We start from the raw sequence: 15,868 nt of genomic DNA, 5'->3' as shown, positions 1-15,868 counted from the left end.
GCTGTGATCATCGGTGGGACGTTGCTGACCGGTGGCCGGGGCACGATCATCGGTTCGATCCTCGGTCTGATGATCTTCACGGTGATCACCAATCTGTTCATTCTCAACGGCCTCAACACGGCCGACCAGCTCGTCGCCAAGGGCGCGATCATCGTCGTCGCGGTGCTCCTGCAGCGGCGAAGCCTCACCTCACACACCTGATACCGGGGCCGGATCGGAATCCGACCGGCCCCAAAAGGAGAAGATATGGACAAGAACGTCGGCCGGCGCGGCTTCCTCTGGAGCGGAGCCGTCCTCGGCGCGGGCGCCCTCGTCACGGCCTGCACCAGCAACGAGCCGGCGGCGCAGGCGAGCGCGCCGGTCGCCGCCGCTGCCGCCACCGCCGCGGCCACGGGCGGGAACGAGGCCCCGGGCGACAAGGTCGTCATCGGCTTCTCGGCCCCGGCCGCCGACCACGGCTGGATCGCCGCCATCAGCAAGAACGCGACGGACGCGGCCAAGCAGTACTCCGATGTGGAGTTGAAGGCGGTCGAGCCGACCAACGACATCAACCAGCAGATCTCCGCGGTGGAGTCGCTGATCCAGGCCAAGGTCAACGTGCTGGTGATCCTGCCCAACGACGGTGAGCAGCTCAACCAGGTCGCCCGGCAGGCCATGGACGCGGGCATCCCGGTGGTCAACGTGGACCGGGTGTTCCCCGACAAGCTGTCCTACCGTGCCTGGATCGGCGGGGACAACTACGGCATGGGAGTGGCGGCCGGCCACTTCATCGGCAAGACGCTGAAGGACAAGGGCGTCTCCAACCCGGTGATCCTGGAGATCCAGGGCATCGCCACGCTGCCGCTGACCCAGGACCGCAGCAAGGGCTTCGCCGACGCGCTGAAGACCTACGGTTTCACGGTGACCGCGCAGCAGGACGCCAAGTTCACGGTGGAGTCGGGCACGCAGGTGGCCAGCAACCTGCTGCAGGCGCACAAGAAGATCGACGCGATCTGGAACCACGACGACGACCAGGGCATCGGCGTGATGGCGGCGATCAAGGAGGCCGGTCGCGACGAGTTCTTCATGGTCGGTGGTGCGGGTTCGGCCAACGCGATGCGTGACATCCAGGCCGACAGCGGCGTGCTGAAGGCGACGGTCACCTACCCCGCGACGATGGCCGCTTCGGCGATCAAGATCGCCCGGCTCATCGCCCAGGGCAAGGGCATGAGCGACCTGCTGGAGCAGGAGGTGCCGCAGTCGATCACGCTGTCCTCGGAGACCGTCAGCAAGGACAACGTCGCCCAGTACCTGCCAATCGGGTTCGAGTCGTGAGACCCGTCGTCGGGATCGGCATGGTCGGGTACGCGTTCATGGGCCGCACCCACTCCCAGGCGTGGCGCAGCGTGGACGCGTTCTTCGACCTGCCGGTCAAACCCGCGATGGTGGCCGTGGCCGGCAGGTCCGCCGAGGCGACCGCGCAGGCCGCAGAGAAGCTGGGCTGGGCCAACGCGGAGACCGACTGGAAGCGGCTCGTCGAGCGTGACGACGTGCACATCGTCGACATCTGCACGCCGGGCGACAGCCACGCCGAGATCGCCATCGCGGCGCTGGCGGCGGGCAAGCACGTCCTGTGCGAGAAGCCGCTGGCCAACACCGTGGCCGAGGCCGAGGCCATGGCCGCGGCGGCGAAGGAGGCGGCGGCGCGCGGGGTGCGCAGCATGGTCGCCTTCAACTACCGCCGCGTGCCCGCGGTCGCGCTGGCCCGGCGGTTCGTCGAGGAGGGCAGGCTCGGGGAGATCCGGCACGTGCGGGCGCAGTACCTGCAGGACTGGATCGTCGACCCGGAGTTCCCCCTCGTCTGGCGGCTCCAGAAGGACAAGGCCGGGTCCGGCGCCCTCGGCGACATCGGCGCGCACATCATCGACACCGCGCAGTTCATCGTCGGCCGGTCGCTGACGGGGGTGAGCGCGCTCACCGAGACCTTCATCAAGGAGCGTCCGCTCGCCGAAGGGTCGAGCGGCCTGGCCGCCGAGGGCGGCGCCGGTGAGATGGGCGAGGTGACGGTGGACGACGCGGCGCTGTTCATCGGCCGCTTCGACGGCGGGGCGCTGGCCTCGTTCGAGGCCACCCGGTTCGCCACCGGGCGTAAGAACGCGCTGCGCATCGAGGTCAACGGGTCGCTGGGCAGCCTGTCCTTCGACTTCGAGGCGATGAACGAGCTGTGGTTCCACGACCACACCATCGACAGCGCCGAGCAGGGCTTCCGGCGGATCCTCGTCACCGAGCCGGACCACCCGTACGCCGGGGCGTGGTGGCCGCCGGGTCACGGCCTCGGCTACGAGCACACCTTCGTCCACGAGGCGAAGGACTTCCTGGAGGCGATCGCCGCCGGCACCGACCCGGCGCCGTCCTTCGAGGACGGGCTGCGGGTGCAGCGGGTGCTGGCGGCCGTCGAGCAGAGCGCGGCTGAGGGCAGCCGCTTCACGACTGTGGAGGATTCATGACCAGGCCGGTCACGTTGTTCACCGGGCAGTGGGCGGACCTGCCGTTCGAGGAAGTCTGCCGCCTGGCCTCCGAATGGGGCTACGACGGCCTGGAGCTCGCCTGCTGGGGCGACCACTTCGAGGTCGACAAGGCTCTGGCCGACGACTCCTACGTCGAGCGCAAGAAGGAGACCCTGGCCAAGTACAACCTCGGGGTGTGGACGATCTCCAACCACCTCCTCAGCCAGGCCGTCTGCGACCACCCCATCGACGAACGCCACAAGGGCATCCTGCCCGCCCGCATCTGGGGCGACGGCGAACCCGAAGGCGTCCGGCAGCGCGCCGCCGAGGAACTCAAGGACACCGCCCGCGCGGCCGCCAAACTCGGCGTCTCGACCGTGGTGGGCTTCACCGGCTCCTCCATCTGGCACACCCTGGCGATGTTCCCGCCGGTGCCGCCGTCGATGATCGAGGCGGGCTACGCCGACTTCGCCGACCGCTTCAACCCGATCCTCGACGTCTTCGACGAGGTGGGGGTGCGGTTCGCGCACGAGGTGCACCCCAGCGAGATCGCCTACGACTACCACACCACGGTGCGGACGCTGGAGGCCATCGGTCACCGGCCGGCCTTCGGGCTGAACTGGGACCCCTCGCACATGGTGTGGCAGGGCCTTGACCCGGCGAACTTCATCCTCGACTTCGCCGACAAGATTTACCACGTCGACTGCAAGGACGCCCGGGTCGCCACCCGCGACGGCCGGCGCGGTCGCCTGGCCTCGCACCTGGCCTGGGCCGATCCCCGCCGTGGGTGGGACTTCGTGTCCACCGGCCGGGGCGACGTGCCGTGGGAGGAGTGCTTCCGGGCGCTCAACCACATCGGTTACGACGGCCCGATCTCCGTCGAGTGGGAGGACGCGGGCATGGACCGGCTGCACGGCGCACCCGAGGCCCTCGCCTACATCCGCTCGCTCAACGCCATCACCCCGCCGGACGCCGCCTTCGACGCCGCCTTCTCCTCCGAATGACACACCACCCCGGGCGGCGGCCGCACCGTGGCCGCCGCCCGCCGGAGCCGACCCGCCACGAGCAACACCCCCACCGTCCCGGCAACCGAACGGGGAGAGGAGACAAATGAGAACCGGAGTATGGCTCATCGGAGCACGAGGATCGGTCGCCGTCACGAGCATGCTCGGGGCGTCGGCGGTGCGGGCGGGTTTGGCCGAGGCGACCGGATGCGTCCTGGAGTCGCCCGAACTGCGCAGCGACGCCCTCCCGGCGATAGGGGACCTGGTCTTCGGTGGCCACGACATCTCCTCGATCCCCCTGATGAAGAAGGCCGCCGCGCTGGCAGAGGCGGGCATCGTCCCGGCTCGGCTCGCCGGGGCCGTGCAGGACGCGCTCCTCGAGATCGAGCAGGACGTACTGCCCCTGCCGGACGGCGGCACGCAGGCCGAGGCCGCGGACGCCATCGGCGCCGACCTGGACCGTTTCCGCCGGCGGCACCAGCTGGACCACGTCGTCGTGATCAACGTCTCGACCACCGAACCGGCGCCGCCACCCCATCCCGCCCACGCCGATCTCGACGCGTTGCGGGACGCGCTGGCCGGGCCGGAGCCCGTCCTGCCGCCCAGCGCCCTGGCCGCCTATGCCGCTCTGCGCGCCGGCTGCCCCTACATCGACTTCACGCCGTCCACCGGCGCCCGCCTGCCCGCCCTCGACGCGCTGGCCCGCGAGCAGGGGCTCCCGTACGGGGGCCACGACGGCAAAACCGGCGAGACCCTGGTCAAATCGGTGCTCGCCCCGATGTTCGCCCTGCGCAACCTGAAGGTGCGCACCTGGTCCGGCCTCAACCTGCTGGGAGGCGGCGACGGCGCGAACCTCGCCGAACCGGCGGCCAACGCGGCCAAGTCCGCCAGCAAGCAGCGCGTGCTGCGCGAGACGCTCGGCTACGTCCCGCAGGGTGAGACCCGCATCGACTTCGTCGAGGACCTCGACGACTTCAAGACCGCGTGGGACCTGATCTCCTTCGAGGGATTCCTCGGAACTCGCATGCGCATGGAGTTCACCTGGCACGGGTGCGACTCGGCGCTGGCCGCTCCGCTGGTCCTGGACCTGGCGCGGCTGACGGCGGCCGCCCACCACGCCGGGCGCACGGGTCCGCTCACCGAACTGGCCTTCTTCTTCAAGGACCCCCTCGGAGAGGTGCCGCACGCGCTGCCCGAGCAGTGGCGGATGCTGCGGGCCGCGGTGGACGCGTACGGCTCGCAGGGGACAGGGCGATGACGGCGCGATGACGACGCTCCGCGATTTGATCGACCTCGTCCGGGCGCCTGCCGCGCTGTCCGTACCCGGCGACGTGGTCGCCGGTGCGGCCGCCGGTGGGGCGCTCGGCCGCCGCACCATTGGTCTGGCCTGCTCCTCGGTCCTCCTCTACTGGGCGGGGATGGCGGCCAACGACTGGGCCGACCGGCATCTCGACGCGGTCGAGCGCCCCGAGCGGCCCATCCCCTCGGGCCGCGTGTCGGCCGGGGCGGCCCTCGGCACGGCGGCGGGGCTCACCGCCGCCGGGCTCGCCGCGGCGGGGCTCGCGGGCGGCCGGAGTGCCCTGGCGGTCGCCGCGCCCCTGGCCGGCGCCATCTGGGCGTACGACGTGGCGGCCAAGGGCACGCCCGCCGGTCCCCTGACGATGGCGCTGTGCCGCGGCCTGGACGTGCTGCTGGGCGCCACCGGCGGCTCCCGCACCGCCGCGCTGCCCTCCGCCCTCACCATCGCCGCCCACACCTACCTGCTCACCGCGCTCTCACACGCTGAGGTGTCGGGGGCGGACCCGCGGCTGCCCGCCGCGACCCTGGCGGGCACCGTCACGCTCGCCGCCGTCACGGCCCGTGGCACCGCCGGTGGTGCCGGGGGACCGGCGCAGCCGGCCCTCGCCGGCGTGTACGCCGCGCAGTTCGGCGTCCCCCAGGCGCGCGCCGTCGCCGACCCCTCCGCGCGGCGCGTCCGCGACGCGGTCAGCGCGGGCATCGTCAGTCTGCCGGCCCTGCAGGGAGCCCTCGCCGCGCGCGGCGGCGCCCCGCGGCTCGGCCTCGCCCTCGCGGCGGCGATGCCGCTGGCCCGGCGCCTGGTCAGGAAAGTCTCCGCGACATGAGGTTCGGCTACGGCACCAACGGCTTCGCCAATCACCGGCTGCCGGACGCCCTCGACGTCATCGCCGGCCTCGGGTACGAGGGAGTGGCCCTGACGCTCGACCACAGCCACCTCGACCCGTACGCCGACGGGCTGGGACGGCGCGTGGCCGAGGTCGCCGACAAGCTGCGCGACCTCGGTCTGGCGGTGGTCGTCGAGACCGGTGCGCGTTACCTGCTCGATCCACTGCGCAAGCACGCCCCGACGCTGCTGGACGACGACCGGGACCTGCGGGTGGACTTCCTCAGCCGCGCCGTCGCGATCGGCGCGGACCTCGGCGCCGAGGCGGTGTCGTTCTGGTCCGGCGTGCGCCCGGCCCGGATCGACCAGGCCACCGCCTGGAGCCGGCTGGTCGACGGCTGCGGGCGGGTTCTCGACGCCGCGCGGCGCGCCGATGTGACGCTGGGGTTCGAACCCGAGCCGGGGATGCTCGTCGAGACGATCGACGGCTGGCGGAGGCTGCACGAGGCGCTCGGGTCTCCGGACGGTTTCGGCATCACCCTGGACATCGGGCACTGCCGCTGCAACGAGCCCGACCCGGTGCCGCGCTGCGTCGCGGCCGTCGCCGCGCACCTGGTCAACGTCCAGATCGACGACATGCGACGGGGCGTGCACGAACATCTGGAGTTCGGCGAAGGGGAGATCGACTTTCCGCCGGTGCTGCGCGCGCTCGACGACGCCGGCTACCGGGGCCTGGTCGCGGTCGAGCTTCCCCGTCACTCCCACGCCGCGCCCGACGTGGCCCGGCGCTCGATCGAATTCCTGCGCGGAGCCGAGCAGGAGTCGCGGCGTGAAGGCGAAGGGAGAAGGGCATGACGTCACCGGAGCGGCTGCGAGCCGCGCTGCGGGAGACACCGCGAGAGGAATGGGTGGACGCCGCGCTCACCGCGGCGAGCGAGCGACCCGAGACGATCGGCCGGTCCTTCACCCAGGCCGGACGGCGGGCCGGGCGCACATCGCTGCCCGGCGAGCCCGGCTGGACCGCGGACGAGGCCGTCCGGGCACTGCTGCTGGCCGCGCTGCCGGCCGACCGGGCGGAGACCGAGATCGGCGACCTCTACCGCTACGGCGACGCCGACGAGAAGCGGGCCGTGCTCAAGGCCCTGCCGATGCTCGCCGTCGGCTCGGCGGGGCTGCCCCTGCTGCAGGACGCGATCCGCACGAACGACGCCCGTCTGCTGGCCGCCGCCCTCGGGCCGTACGCCCGCCACCTCGACCAGGCCGCCTGGCGGCAGGCGGTGCTCAAGTGCGTGTTCACCGGCGTGCCGCTGGCCGAGGTTTTCGGGCTGGACGAGCGGGCCGACCGAGAGCTGGCGGTCATGCTGGCCGCCTTCGCCGACGAGCGCGCGGCCGCGGGACGCCCCATGCCCGCCGACGCCGCCGCCCTGCTCGGCCGTCTGACCCGTGAGGAGTCCTGATGCGCATCTTCGACCCGCACATCCACATGACGTCGCGCACCACCGACGACTACGCCCGGATGGCCGCCGCCGGCGTCCGGGCCGTCGTGGAGCCGGCTTTCTGGCTGGGGCAGCCTCGCACCGGCCCCGCCTCGTTCGCCGACTACTTCGACTCGCTGATCGGCTGGGAGCCGTACCGGGCCGCCCAGTTCGGCATCGTGCACCACGCCACGATCGCGCTGAACCCCAAGGAGGCGAACGACCCGCGCTGCCACCCCGTGCTCGACCTGCTGCCGCGTTACCTGGACAAGGACCGCGTCGTCGCGGTCGGCGAGATCGGCTACGACTCGATCACCCCGGAGGAGGACGACGCCTTCGAGCGGCAGCTCGCCCTCGCCGTCGAGTACGACCTGCCGGCGCTCGTCCACACACCCCACCGCGACAAGGCCACCGGCACCCGGCGCACTCTGGAGGTCGTCGCGGCCTCGGGGATCGCGCCCGAGCGGGTCGCGGTCGACCACCTCAACGAGGTCACCGTCGGCACCGTGCGCGACTCCGGATGCTGGATGGGCTTTTCCATCTATCCCGAGACGAAGATGTCGCCGCCCCGCATGGTGGAGATCCTCAAGCAGTACGGCCCGGACCGGATGCTCGTCAACTCCGCCGCCGACTGGGGCGTCTCCGACCCGCTGCTCACGCTGGAGACCGGAAAGGCCATGCTGGCCGCCGGGTTCACCGAGGACGACGTCGACCGCGTGCTGTGGCGCAATCCGGTGGAGTTCTACGGCCAGTCGGGGCGCCTCGACCTGACCGGCGCGGCAGCCGGCGCGGACGAGCCCACCTTCGCCGGCAGCTCCATCAAGCGCGGCGGCAGCTGATGCGGCTGCGCCACCCGGGAGGAGCCCCGCTGCACCTGAGCTACTGCACCAACGTGCACGCGGCGGAGGATCTCGACGGCATCATCGCCCAGCTCGACGTCTACGCGGTGCCGATCCGCGCCCGACTCGGCACGGACGTCCTCGGGCTCGGGCTCTGGCTGGCCGCGCCCGTCGCCGCCGCCCTGGCCGAAGACGCCGCCCTGCGGGCCAGGCTCCGCCGCGAGCTGTCCGCACGGGGCCTGGAGGTGGTCACGCTCAACGGCTTCCCCTACCGTTCCTTCCAGGACCCGGTCGTCAAGCACGCCGTCTACCATCCCGACTGGACCACCGCGGACCGCCTGTCGTACACCCTGGATCTGGCGCTCGTCCTCGCGGACCTGCTCCCCGAGGACGCGGCCCGGGGGTCGGTCTCGACGCTGCCGCTCGCCTGGCGCGACCCCTGGGACACCGGCATGGCCGATCAGGCCGCGCGCCGGCTCGACCGGCTGGCCGCCGGTCTGGCCGACGTCGAGTCCGCCACGGGCCGGGTGATACGGGTGGGGTTCGAACCCGAACCCGGCTGCGTCGTGGAGACGACGGGCCAGGCGGTGGCACGGCTCGCCGGCGTCGACGGCGACCGGCTCGGCATCTGCCTGGACCTCGCCCACCTGGCCTGCGCGTGGGAGGAGCCGGCCGCCGCGCTGAAGGAGCTGAGCCGGGCCGGCCTGCCCGTCGTCAAGGTCCAGCTGTCCGCGGCCCTGGAGACCGCGGAGCCCGACGCCCTGCGCGAGTACGTCGAGCCGCGCTTCCTGCACCAGACGCGCAACCCCGCGGGCGACGCCGCCGACGACCTCGACGAGGCCTTCGAGCGGGGGCTGCCCGGGCCGTGGCGGGTCCACTACCACGTTCCCCTCCACGTCTCACCGCCCGCGCCGCTGGCCACGACCATCCCCGTGATGCGTGCGGCGCTCGCGGAGCTCGCCGGCGGGCCGCGGCCGCTGTGCGACCACTTCGACGTGGAGACCTACACGTGGGGAGTGCTGCCACCCGCCCTGCGCCCGCAGACCCCCGGACAGCTCGCCGCGGGCATCGCCGCCGAGCTCGACTTCGCCCGTGCCGCGCTGCGTGATGTGGGAGTGATGACATGACATCGTTGCTGGTCCTGGACGTGGTGGGGCTGACCCCGCGGCTGCTGGCGCACATGCCGCGGCTCCGGGCCGTCGCCGCGGACGGCTTCCAGGCGGAACTCGGCACCGTCCTGCCCGCCGTCACCTGCTCGGTGCAGTCCACGTTCCTCACCGGCGCCCCGCCGGCCGATCACGGCATCGTCGGCAACGGCTGGTACTTCCGCGACCTCGGCGAGGTCCTGCTGTGGCGCCAGCACAACGCGCTCGTCGGCGGTGAGAAGGTGTGGCAGGCCGCCCGGCGCGACCGGCCCGGGTTCACCGTGGCCAACGTCTGCTGGTGGTACGCGATGGGCGCCGACGTCGACTGGACGATCACCCCCCGGCCGATCTACTACGCCGATGGGCGCAAGGAGGCCGACTGCTACACCCACCCTCCGGAGCTGCACGACGAGCTCACCGCGGCGCTGGGCACCTTCCCCCTGTTCACCTACTGGGGCCCGGGAGCGGGGATCGCCTCGTCGACCTGGATCTGCCGCGCCGCCGAGCACGTCATGACCACGCACAACCCCGATCTGACGCTGGCCTACATCCCCCACCTCGACTACGACCTGCAGCGCTTCGGCCCGTCCGACCCCCGCGCCGCCGCGGCGGCCGCCGAGCTCGACACCGTGCTGACGCCGCTGCTGGACGCCGCGGCGGCGCAGGGCAGGACCGTCGTCTGCGTGTCGGAGTACGGCATCACCGACGTCTCCCGCCCCGTCGACGTCAACCGGATGCTCCGTGCGGAAGGGCTCCTGCGCGTCCACACCCAGGACGGCATGGAGTATCTCGACCCGTGGACCTCGCGCGCGTTCGCCGTCGCCGACCATCAGGTGGCGCACGTCTACGTTTCCGATCCCGCCGACGTGCCGGCCGTCGCCGCGCTCTGCGCGTCCCTGCCCGGCGTCGCCGAGGTGCTGGACGAGAGCGGGAAGAAGGCGCACGGCCTGGACCACCCCCGCGCCGGTGAACTGGTCCTGCTCGCCGATCGCGACGCGTGGTTCACCTACTACTACTGGCTGGACGACGCCCGCGCGCCCGACTTCGCGCGCCTCGTCGAAATCCATCGCAAGCCCGGCTACGACCCGGCCGAGCTGTTCTTCGACCCGGTGAACCCCGGCGCCGCCAAGCGCAGGGCCGGCGTGGCGCTGCTGCGCAAGAAGCTCGGCATGCGCTACCTGATGAACGTCGTCGGCCTCGACGAGGGCGCCCGCGCCGTACGCGGCTCACACGGGTTGCTTCCCGCCGACCCCGCCGACGCGCCGGTGCTGCTCTGCTCCGATTCGTCCGCCGCCAGGGGACGATTCGAGGCGACGGACGTCAAGGACCTGCTGCTACGCCTCGCCCTGAGGTGATTCGGCCCCGGGTTGATCTCGGCGCTGGGTGATCTCGCCCGGGAGGAGGCCGCCTGGCGGCTGACCTCCCGCGAGGACGGCCGGGCCCCCCACCGGCCGCACCCCACCGGTAGCACCCCATCGGCCGGGCCGCGCCGTGGGCACGCACAAAGGGCCGGGCCGCGCCCTGGACCTGTGGGTCCAGGGCGCGGCCGAGGTCCAGCCGGTGTGCTTCGGGGTTGCCTCGCTCGCCGGTCAGACCAGGAGCCGGTCGGGCCACGGGCCGGTCAGGCCATGGGACCGGTACCGGTCAGGCACCATACCGGTCAGTCCATTGGCCGGTCAGACCCGGGGCCCGTCACACCGGGAGCCGGTCAGACCAGGGGCTCGTCAGACGGGAGCCGATCGGCCCGCGGGCCGATCAGACCACGGTGCACGGAACGCCGTTGAGGGTGAAGGCGGTCGGCTCGGCGGTGTTGCCGGTGTGGGTGGCCTGGAAGCCGATGTCGACGGTGGCCCCGGGGGCGATCGTGCCGTTGTAGCTGACGTTGGCCGCGCTCACCTGGCCGCTGGAGGGCGAGTAGGTGGCGTTCCAGCCCGAGGTGATGGACTGCCCGGAGGGCAGGGTGAAGTTCAGCGTCCAGCCGTTGATCGTCGAGGTCCCGGTGTTGGTGATGCTGATACTGGCGGTGAAGCCGCTGTTCCAGGAGCTCATCGTGTAGGCGACCCGGGGCCCGGTCCCGGTGCCGCCGCTGGGCGAGGCGCTGGGCGACGGGGTGGGTGACGGGGTCGGCGACAGGACGGGCGACGGGGAGGGCGAGGAGCCGCCGCTCAGGCTGGTCACGAAGGTCGTCATGCTGCGGGCGGGAAGCGTGACGGTGAGGGAGCCGTTCGACATGCTGGTCGCCGCCTGGGCCGCGACGTTCCTGCTCCCGTCGGTCACCCAGGACGAGACGCTCGCCGAGGTGGCGTTCGCCACGGTGAACTGCTGGCTCACCGCCGAGGTCCCCTTGTTGATGGCGACGATGACGACGGTGTCACCGCTGCGGTACGCCGAGACGTAGACGTTCGACGCGGGGTTCGCCGTCGCGTCGATCCGTACGTATCCGGGGCGGACGAACCTGGCGAACTGCGCCATGATGGCGCCGCGCTTGCTGAGCTGGCCGTCCTCCCGCATAGGGCCGTAGCTGCGCCGGATGTACCACCAGACGTACGCCTGGAACTCGGCCTCCACCATGGCGCGGTGCATGTGCTCGCCCACGTCGAGCGCCTGCGGCCAGGTGTCGGCCGAGTCAGTGCTGTTGGGGTAGTAGACCTCGGTCATCCAGAGGTCCTTGCCCGCGCCCTTCTGCTTGAAGAGCGGGTAGGGGAAGTTCGAGTACGACGTGCCGTAGAGGTGCGCCCCGATGATGTCCACGTTGGCGAGCGCCGTGGAGTCGTTGAGGATCGGGTCCGACACGCTCTTGACGTACTGGAAGGACTCGGGCGCGATGACCCTGGTGTTGATCGAGCCGGCGTTCTCCCGCAGGAACTTGACCATCTCGGTGGACGTCCACCACGTCCAGTCGTGCGCGTAGTCGGGCTCGTTCTGCACGGAAATGGCGTACAGGTTCACCCCGTTGTTCCGCATGTACGTGCTGAAGGAGTTCAGATGCTGGGCGTACGCGGCGTACTGGTCGTACCTGAGGCGTTTGGCGTTGGTCTGGCCGTTGCGGTTGAAGGTCTCGATCATGCTGGCCGGGGGATTCCACGGAGAGGCGAAGACGGTCACTCCGAGCTCGGCCGCGCGCTGCGCCGTCGCCAGATCGCGGCCGAAGTCCGCCTGGCTCTCGCCGACGGGGATCCGCAGGATGGAGAAGCCCAGCCTGCCCTCGCCGGTGCCGAACGCCGTCTCCCGCTGGGCGGCCGTCAGGTCGCCGATCCAGGCCGCGTGGGCCATGCCGCCGAAGCCCCGGATGGTCTGCCGCTGCGCCGACGGATTGATGGCCGCGGTGGCCGCCGCGGCCTCCGTGGCCCCCAGGACCGAGGTCGCGGCGGTGATGACCGGCAGCGCTCCCATCGTCGTCAGGACGGATCTCCGGCTCAGTAATCTCCGCTCGCCGCGCACGGGATCGTTCTGATCTTGCGTCATGTCTCTCCTTCTGGCTGTCGGTGCCGATCCGCGCCTTCGCGCAGCGGGCGCCCGCGGGGGAGTGGTCGCTCCGGGCGCGGAAACGCACACCGCCGGCCGGGCCTCGGGTGCGCGAGGCCCGGCGACGGTGTCACGGGTGGAATGGTTGGACGAGTGGAACGATCAGGCCGCGTCGGCGAGTCCCACGGCCCGGCCGGGGCGGCCACGCAGGGCCGCCCCGGAGAGGGGTGGTGTCACACTCGGGTCCACTTCTGGTTGTTCTGGCCGTTGCACGTGTAGATCTGCACCTTGGTGCCGTTGGCGGTGCCGTTGCCGGACACGTCCAGGCACTTGTTGGCCCCGACGGCGGTGATGCTGCCGTCGGAGTTGAGGCGCCACTTCTGGTTGTTCTGGCCGTTGCAGTCCCAGATGATCACGCTGGTTCCGTCGGCGGTGCCGGCGCCGTTGACGTCCAGGCACTTGCCGCCGTAGACCCGCAGCTCACCCGCGCTCGTGGAGGTCCACTGCTGGTTGCTCTGCCCGTTGCAGTCCCAGATCTCCACCTGGGTGCCGTTGGTCTGGGAGGCTTCGGTGACGTCCAGGCACCGGCCCGATCCCACGCCCCTGATGGCGGTCCCGTTTCCGGTGGGCGGGGGAGAACTGGAGGTCCCGCCGTTGAGGGCGTCGAGGACGGCGGTGTACGCCTGCTTCTTGTTGAAGTTGCCGTCGAACAGCAGCGGGGTGTCGCCGCTGCGCCAGGACCACTTGTCGGTGATGCCCCACACCGTGATGCCGGTGCAGCGGGACACGGCCATGCAGGCCTGGGTGACGCGGCGGTAGGCGTCGGCCTGGGTGGAGCCGGAGCCGCCGACGTCGAGCTCGGTGATCTGGACGTCGACGCCGAGCGCGGCGAACTGGGCGATGTTCTGCTGGTAGTTGGACGGCGGGTTGCCGAAGTGGGACTGCAGTCCGACGCAGTCGATGGGCACGCCGCGGGCCTTGAAGTCCTTGACCATGTTGTAGACGCCGCGGGTCTTGTTCGCGTTGGCGTCGTCGATGTTGTAGTCGTTGTAGCACAGCTTGACGTTGGGGTCGGCGGCCCGCGCGGCGCGGAACGCCTCCTCGATGAAGCCGTTGCCCAGTTTCTGGGTGAAGATCGAGCTGCGCAGGCTGCCGACCGAGCCGCCGTCGGCGAAGGCCTCGTTGACCACGTCCCAGGCGTAGACCTTGCCCTTGTAGTGGTTCATGACCTGGGTGATGTGGTTGGTCATCGCCGAGCGCAGGTCGCTGGCCGACATGTTGGAGTTGACCCAGCTGGGCAGCTGGGCGTGCCAGACCAGGGTGTGGCCGCGGACCTTCATGCCCTTGCTCACGGCGTGGTTGACGATCTGGTCGGCCGACCCCCAGTTGAAGGAGTTGCGAGAGGGCTCGATCGGGCCCCATTTCATCTCGTTCTCCGCGGTGACCGAGTTGAACTCCCGGTCCCAGGTGGCCACGTAGGTCGAGTCGTTCAGGTGCCCGGCCGCGATCGCGGTGCCGAAGTAGCGGCCGCTCTGGGCGGCGGCCGCGCCCAGGGTGCCGGCGGCCGCGCCGGCCGGGAGGGATGTCGAGAGTGCGGTCACGGTGCCGAGTACGCCGAGGGCGCCGGCGACCAGCAGCCGGCGGGTGCCGGCGCGTGGTCGCCGTCCTCCGCCGGCGGATGAGGGGTTTTCGCTCATGCCTGAGCCTCCACTGCGGGATAAATGAGGGAACGCGGATAGACGCGCGCGGAAACAGCACGCGCTCGTCGTCGCGTCGGAACTGCGGCTCCTGCCGCTCACCACCGACCCCGGCAGGAAGAGCCGCCTCGGGGGTCAGTCTGGAAATCATTCCGAAACGTGTCAAGGCCGTTTCCGGTAAGTTTCGCCGCGATCCCCACATCTGTGCCTCATATGCGCTGATAGACGCGCGAAATGGGGTCCGTAAGTTTTCTGCTCCGTCCGGGACGGCTCCGGGCGACGGGGGGTCGTGATGAAAGTTTCGTCATCCGGACCGCGGACGGTGTCCTCACAACCTCGGGAGGAGCAGGTGAGCGGCATCCGGCCGGCACGAGGCCGGACGGACAGGGAGCCGCGCGTTGACACCGCTTATGGCGTCATGTTTGATCCGCTACACCACCACCACAAGCCGCTGATAGGAGAGGGGCGCTCGATTGGAGATTTGTTAACGCTCACATCGCATGCGCAGCCCCGCTGGAGCGTGACCTTCCGGGCCGATAGCACTGTCCGCGGCGTCCATGAGCGACAGGCGCTGCCGGAAGGTGCACGGGCCGGCCGGTGCTCTCGGCGTCACGAGTGCCCGACGCGTGGCGACATCGGCCACGGTGAGACGGTCCGCACCGGCGTCGGCCGGACCCGACCCGTGAGGCACTCGGTCCATGATTCGGCGCCTCCACCAGGGCCGCGACCCGGCTCGGGCGGCGACCACATCGGCCCGCCCCGGCGGCCGGGCCTGCCGGCCCCGTCCCCTTCCCTCAGCGGGGCACGCCCTCGGGCCCCACGCCGGCGTAAGCCGGCCACCACACCGCGGGTGTCTTCACCCCAGCGGTGTCTCCGCTCTTCAAAGGAGAGAAGATGCACCCCTCCGTCCGCGCGACGAGTGGCCGGCGCCGGGCGCCGGGCACCGTCGTATGTCTTCTCGCGGCGCTCGCGACCGTTCTCGCGACCGCTGTCGCCTGGGTGGCGCCGGCCTCCGCGGCGACCGTCGACGGCAACACCTGGTATGTCCTGGTCAACCGCAACAGCGGCAAGGCCCTCGACGTCTACAACTTCTCCACCGCCGACGGTGGGTCGCTCGTGCAGTGGAGCCGCAGCAACGGCAACAACCAGCAGTGGCGGTTCGTCGACTCCGGCGGCGGCTACTACCGCGTGCAGTCGCGGCACTCGGGCAAGGTGCTCGACGTGGCCAACCTCTCCACGGCCGACGCCGCCGACGTCGTGCAGTGGAGTGACCACAACGGCACCAACCAGCAGTTCCAGCTCGCGGATTCGTCCGGCGGCTACGTCCGGCTGATCAACCGCAACAGCGGCAAGGCCGTCGAGGTCCAGAACGCCTCCACCGCGGACGGCGGCAAGATCGTGCAGTACTCCGACTGGGGCGGCACCAACCAGCAGTGGCAGCTCGTCGCCGTCGGGAGCGTCTCCGATCCCTCGCCGTCGCCCAGCCAGTCGCCCAGCCAGTCGCCCAATCCGTCGCCGTCGGCGAGTCCGTCGAACGGGTCGTGGCCGCCGTCGTCGAGCTATTCCAACCCCGTGTTGTGGGAGGACCTGGCCGACATCGATGTCTTCCGCGTGGACGACACCTACTACTACTCG

13 protein-coding genes and 1 pseudogene are annotated in these 15,868 nt (G+C 71.2%); 12 read left to right on the top strand and 2 right to left on the bottom strand.

Going from position 1 to position 15,868, the window contains the following annotated elements; all coding sequences use genetic code 11:
- The 11 genes and pseudogenes from ACGFIB_RS36590 to ACGFIB_RS36540 all read left to right on the top strand — a co-directional run.
- A pseudogene (locus ACGFIB_RS36590) lies at window positions 1-201 on the top strand (ABC transporter permease); the annotation flags it as partial.
- Between the two features lie 45 nt (window positions 202-246).
- Entirely contained in the window at window positions 247-1,314 is a 1,068-nt protein-coding gene (locus ACGFIB_RS36585) for a substrate-binding domain-containing protein (RefSeq protein ID WP_393378051.1), read from the top strand.
- Window positions 1,311-2,486 (top strand): Gfo/Idh/MocA family protein, encoded by a 1,176-nt coding sequence (locus ACGFIB_RS36580; protein ID WP_393378050.1) that lies wholly within the window; start codon window positions 1,311-1,313, stop codon window positions 2,484-2,486. The genes ACGFIB_RS36585 and ACGFIB_RS36580 overlap by 4 nt, the downstream gene beginning before the upstream one ends.
- Window positions 2,483-3,490, top strand: coding sequence for a sugar phosphate isomerase/epimerase family protein (locus tag ACGFIB_RS36575; RefSeq protein ID WP_393378048.1), 1,008 nt, complete (start codon window positions 2,483-2,485; stop codon window positions 3,488-3,490). The genes ACGFIB_RS36580 and ACGFIB_RS36575 overlap by 4 nt, the downstream gene beginning before the upstream one ends.
- Window positions 3,491-3,596: 106 nt before the next feature.
- Entirely contained in the window at window positions 3,597-4,748 is a 1,152-nt protein-coding gene (locus ACGFIB_RS36570) for an inositol-3-phosphate synthase (RefSeq protein ID WP_142576282.1), read from the top strand.
- A 7-nt stretch (window positions 4,749-4,755) separates the two neighbouring features.
- A complete protein-coding gene (locus ACGFIB_RS36565; protein WP_357267428.1) occupies window positions 4,756-5,613 on the top strand; it encodes an SCO3242 family prenyltransferase in 858 nt (285 codons plus the stop codon).
- Complete coding sequence (locus ACGFIB_RS36560; RefSeq protein ID WP_191055613.1) at window positions 5,610-6,467, top strand: sugar phosphate isomerase/epimerase family protein; 858 nt, start codon at window positions 5,610-5,612, stop codon at window positions 6,465-6,467. Before ACGFIB_RS36565 ends, ACGFIB_RS36560 begins: the two co-directional genes overlap by 4 nt.
- Window positions 6,464-7,069 (top strand): EboA domain-containing protein, encoded by a 606-nt coding sequence (locus tag ACGFIB_RS36555; RefSeq protein WP_191055612.1) that lies wholly within the window; start codon window positions 6,464-6,466, stop codon window positions 7,067-7,069. The genes ACGFIB_RS36560 and ACGFIB_RS36555 overlap by 4 nt, the downstream gene beginning before the upstream one ends.
- On the top strand, window positions 7,069-7,926 hold the full coding sequence (locus ACGFIB_RS36550; RefSeq protein WP_357267422.1) for a TatD family hydrolase: 858 nt from the start codon (window positions 7,069-7,071) through the stop codon (window positions 7,924-7,926). The genes ACGFIB_RS36555 and ACGFIB_RS36550 overlap by 1 nt, the downstream gene beginning before the upstream one ends.
- Window positions 7,926-9,053, top strand: a complete 1,128-nt coding sequence (eboE, locus tag ACGFIB_RS36545; protein ID WP_357253049.1) for a metabolite traffic protein EboE — start codon at window positions 7,926-7,928, stop codon at window positions 9,051-9,053. The genes ACGFIB_RS36550 and eboE overlap by 1 nt, the downstream gene beginning before the upstream one ends.
- Entirely contained in the window at window positions 9,050-10,426 is a 1,377-nt protein-coding gene (locus ACGFIB_RS36540; protein WP_393378045.1) for a nucleotide pyrophosphatase/phosphodiesterase family protein, read from the top strand. Before eboE ends, ACGFIB_RS36540 begins: the two co-directional genes overlap by 4 nt.
- A 400-nt stretch (window positions 10,427-10,826) precedes the next feature.
- Here ACGFIB_RS36540 and ACGFIB_RS36535 read toward each other — a convergent pair whose 3' ends face one another.
- Together ACGFIB_RS36535 and ACGFIB_RS36530 are read right to left on the bottom strand one after the other, a co-directional pair.
- Window positions 10,827-12,536 (bottom strand): cellulose binding domain-containing protein, encoded by a 1,710-nt coding sequence (locus ACGFIB_RS36535; RefSeq protein WP_393378042.1) that lies wholly within the window; start codon window positions 12,534-12,536, stop codon window positions 10,827-10,829.
- Between the two features lie 233 nt (window positions 12,537-12,769).
- Window positions 12,770-14,233 carry a lectin gene (locus ACGFIB_RS36530; RefSeq protein WP_393378040.1) on the bottom strand — a complete coding sequence of 488 codons (1,464 nt, stop codon included), beginning with the start codon at window positions 14,231-14,233 and terminating at the stop codon, window positions 12,770-12,772.
- 894 nt (window positions 14,234-15,127) lie between these two features.
- Between ACGFIB_RS36530 and ACGFIB_RS36525 the strand changes: the two genes are divergently transcribed.
- On the top strand, window positions 15,128-15,868 hold a 741-nt coding region (locus ACGFIB_RS36525), incomplete at its 3' end, for an RICIN domain-containing protein (protein WP_357033158.1).

Source organism: Microbispora bryophytorum, assembly GCF_043197435.1.
In the GTDB taxonomy this organism is placed as follows: domain Bacteria; phylum Actinomycetota; class Actinomycetes; order Streptosporangiales; family Streptosporangiaceae; genus Microbispora; species Microbispora bryophytorum.
Note: the sequence above shows the minus strand (reverse complement) of the source record. Positions and strands in the feature narration are given on the sequence as shown.

Bases quoted from the DNA above. Each gene is read 5' to 3' on its own strand.
- ACGFIB_RS36530 (WP_393378040.1), bottom strand. From the start codon at position 14,233: ATGAGCGAAAACCCCTCATCCGCCGGCGGAGGACGGCGACCACGCGCC.
- ACGFIB_RS36565 (WP_357267428.1), top strand. From the start codon at position 4,756: ATGACGACGCTCCGCGATTTGATCGACCTCGTCCGGGCGCCTGCCGCG.
- ACGFIB_RS36535 (WP_393378042.1), bottom strand. From the start codon at position 12,536: ATGACGCAAGATCAGAACGATCCCGTGCGCGGCGAGCGGAGATTACTG.
- eboE (WP_357253049.1), top strand. From the start codon at position 7,926: ATGCGGCTGCGCCACCCGGGAGGAGCCCCGCTGCACCTGAGCTACTGC.
- ACGFIB_RS36555 (WP_191055612.1), top strand. From the start codon at position 6,464: ATGACGTCACCGGAGCGGCTGCGAGCCGCGCTGCGGGAGACACCGCGA.
- ACGFIB_RS36550 (WP_357267422.1), top strand. From the start codon at position 7,069: ATGCGCATCTTCGACCCGCACATCCACATGACGTCGCGCACCACCGAC.
- ACGFIB_RS36540 (WP_393378045.1), top strand. From the start codon at position 9,050: ATGACATCGTTGCTGGTCCTGGACGTGGTGGGGCTGACCCCGCGGCTG.
- ACGFIB_RS36570 (WP_142576282.1), top strand. From the start codon at position 3,597: ATGAGAACCGGAGTATGGCTCATCGGAGCACGAGGATCGGTCGCCGTC.
- ACGFIB_RS36585 (WP_393378051.1), top strand. From the start codon at position 247: ATGGACAAGAACGTCGGCCGGCGCGGCTTCCTCTGGAGCGGAGCCGTC.
- ACGFIB_RS36560 (WP_191055613.1), top strand. From the start codon at position 5,610: ATGAGGTTCGGCTACGGCACCAACGGCTTCGCCAATCACCGGCTGCCG.
- ACGFIB_RS36575 (WP_393378048.1), top strand. From the start codon at position 2,483: ATGACCAGGCCGGTCACGTTGTTCACCGGGCAGTGGGCGGACCTGCCG.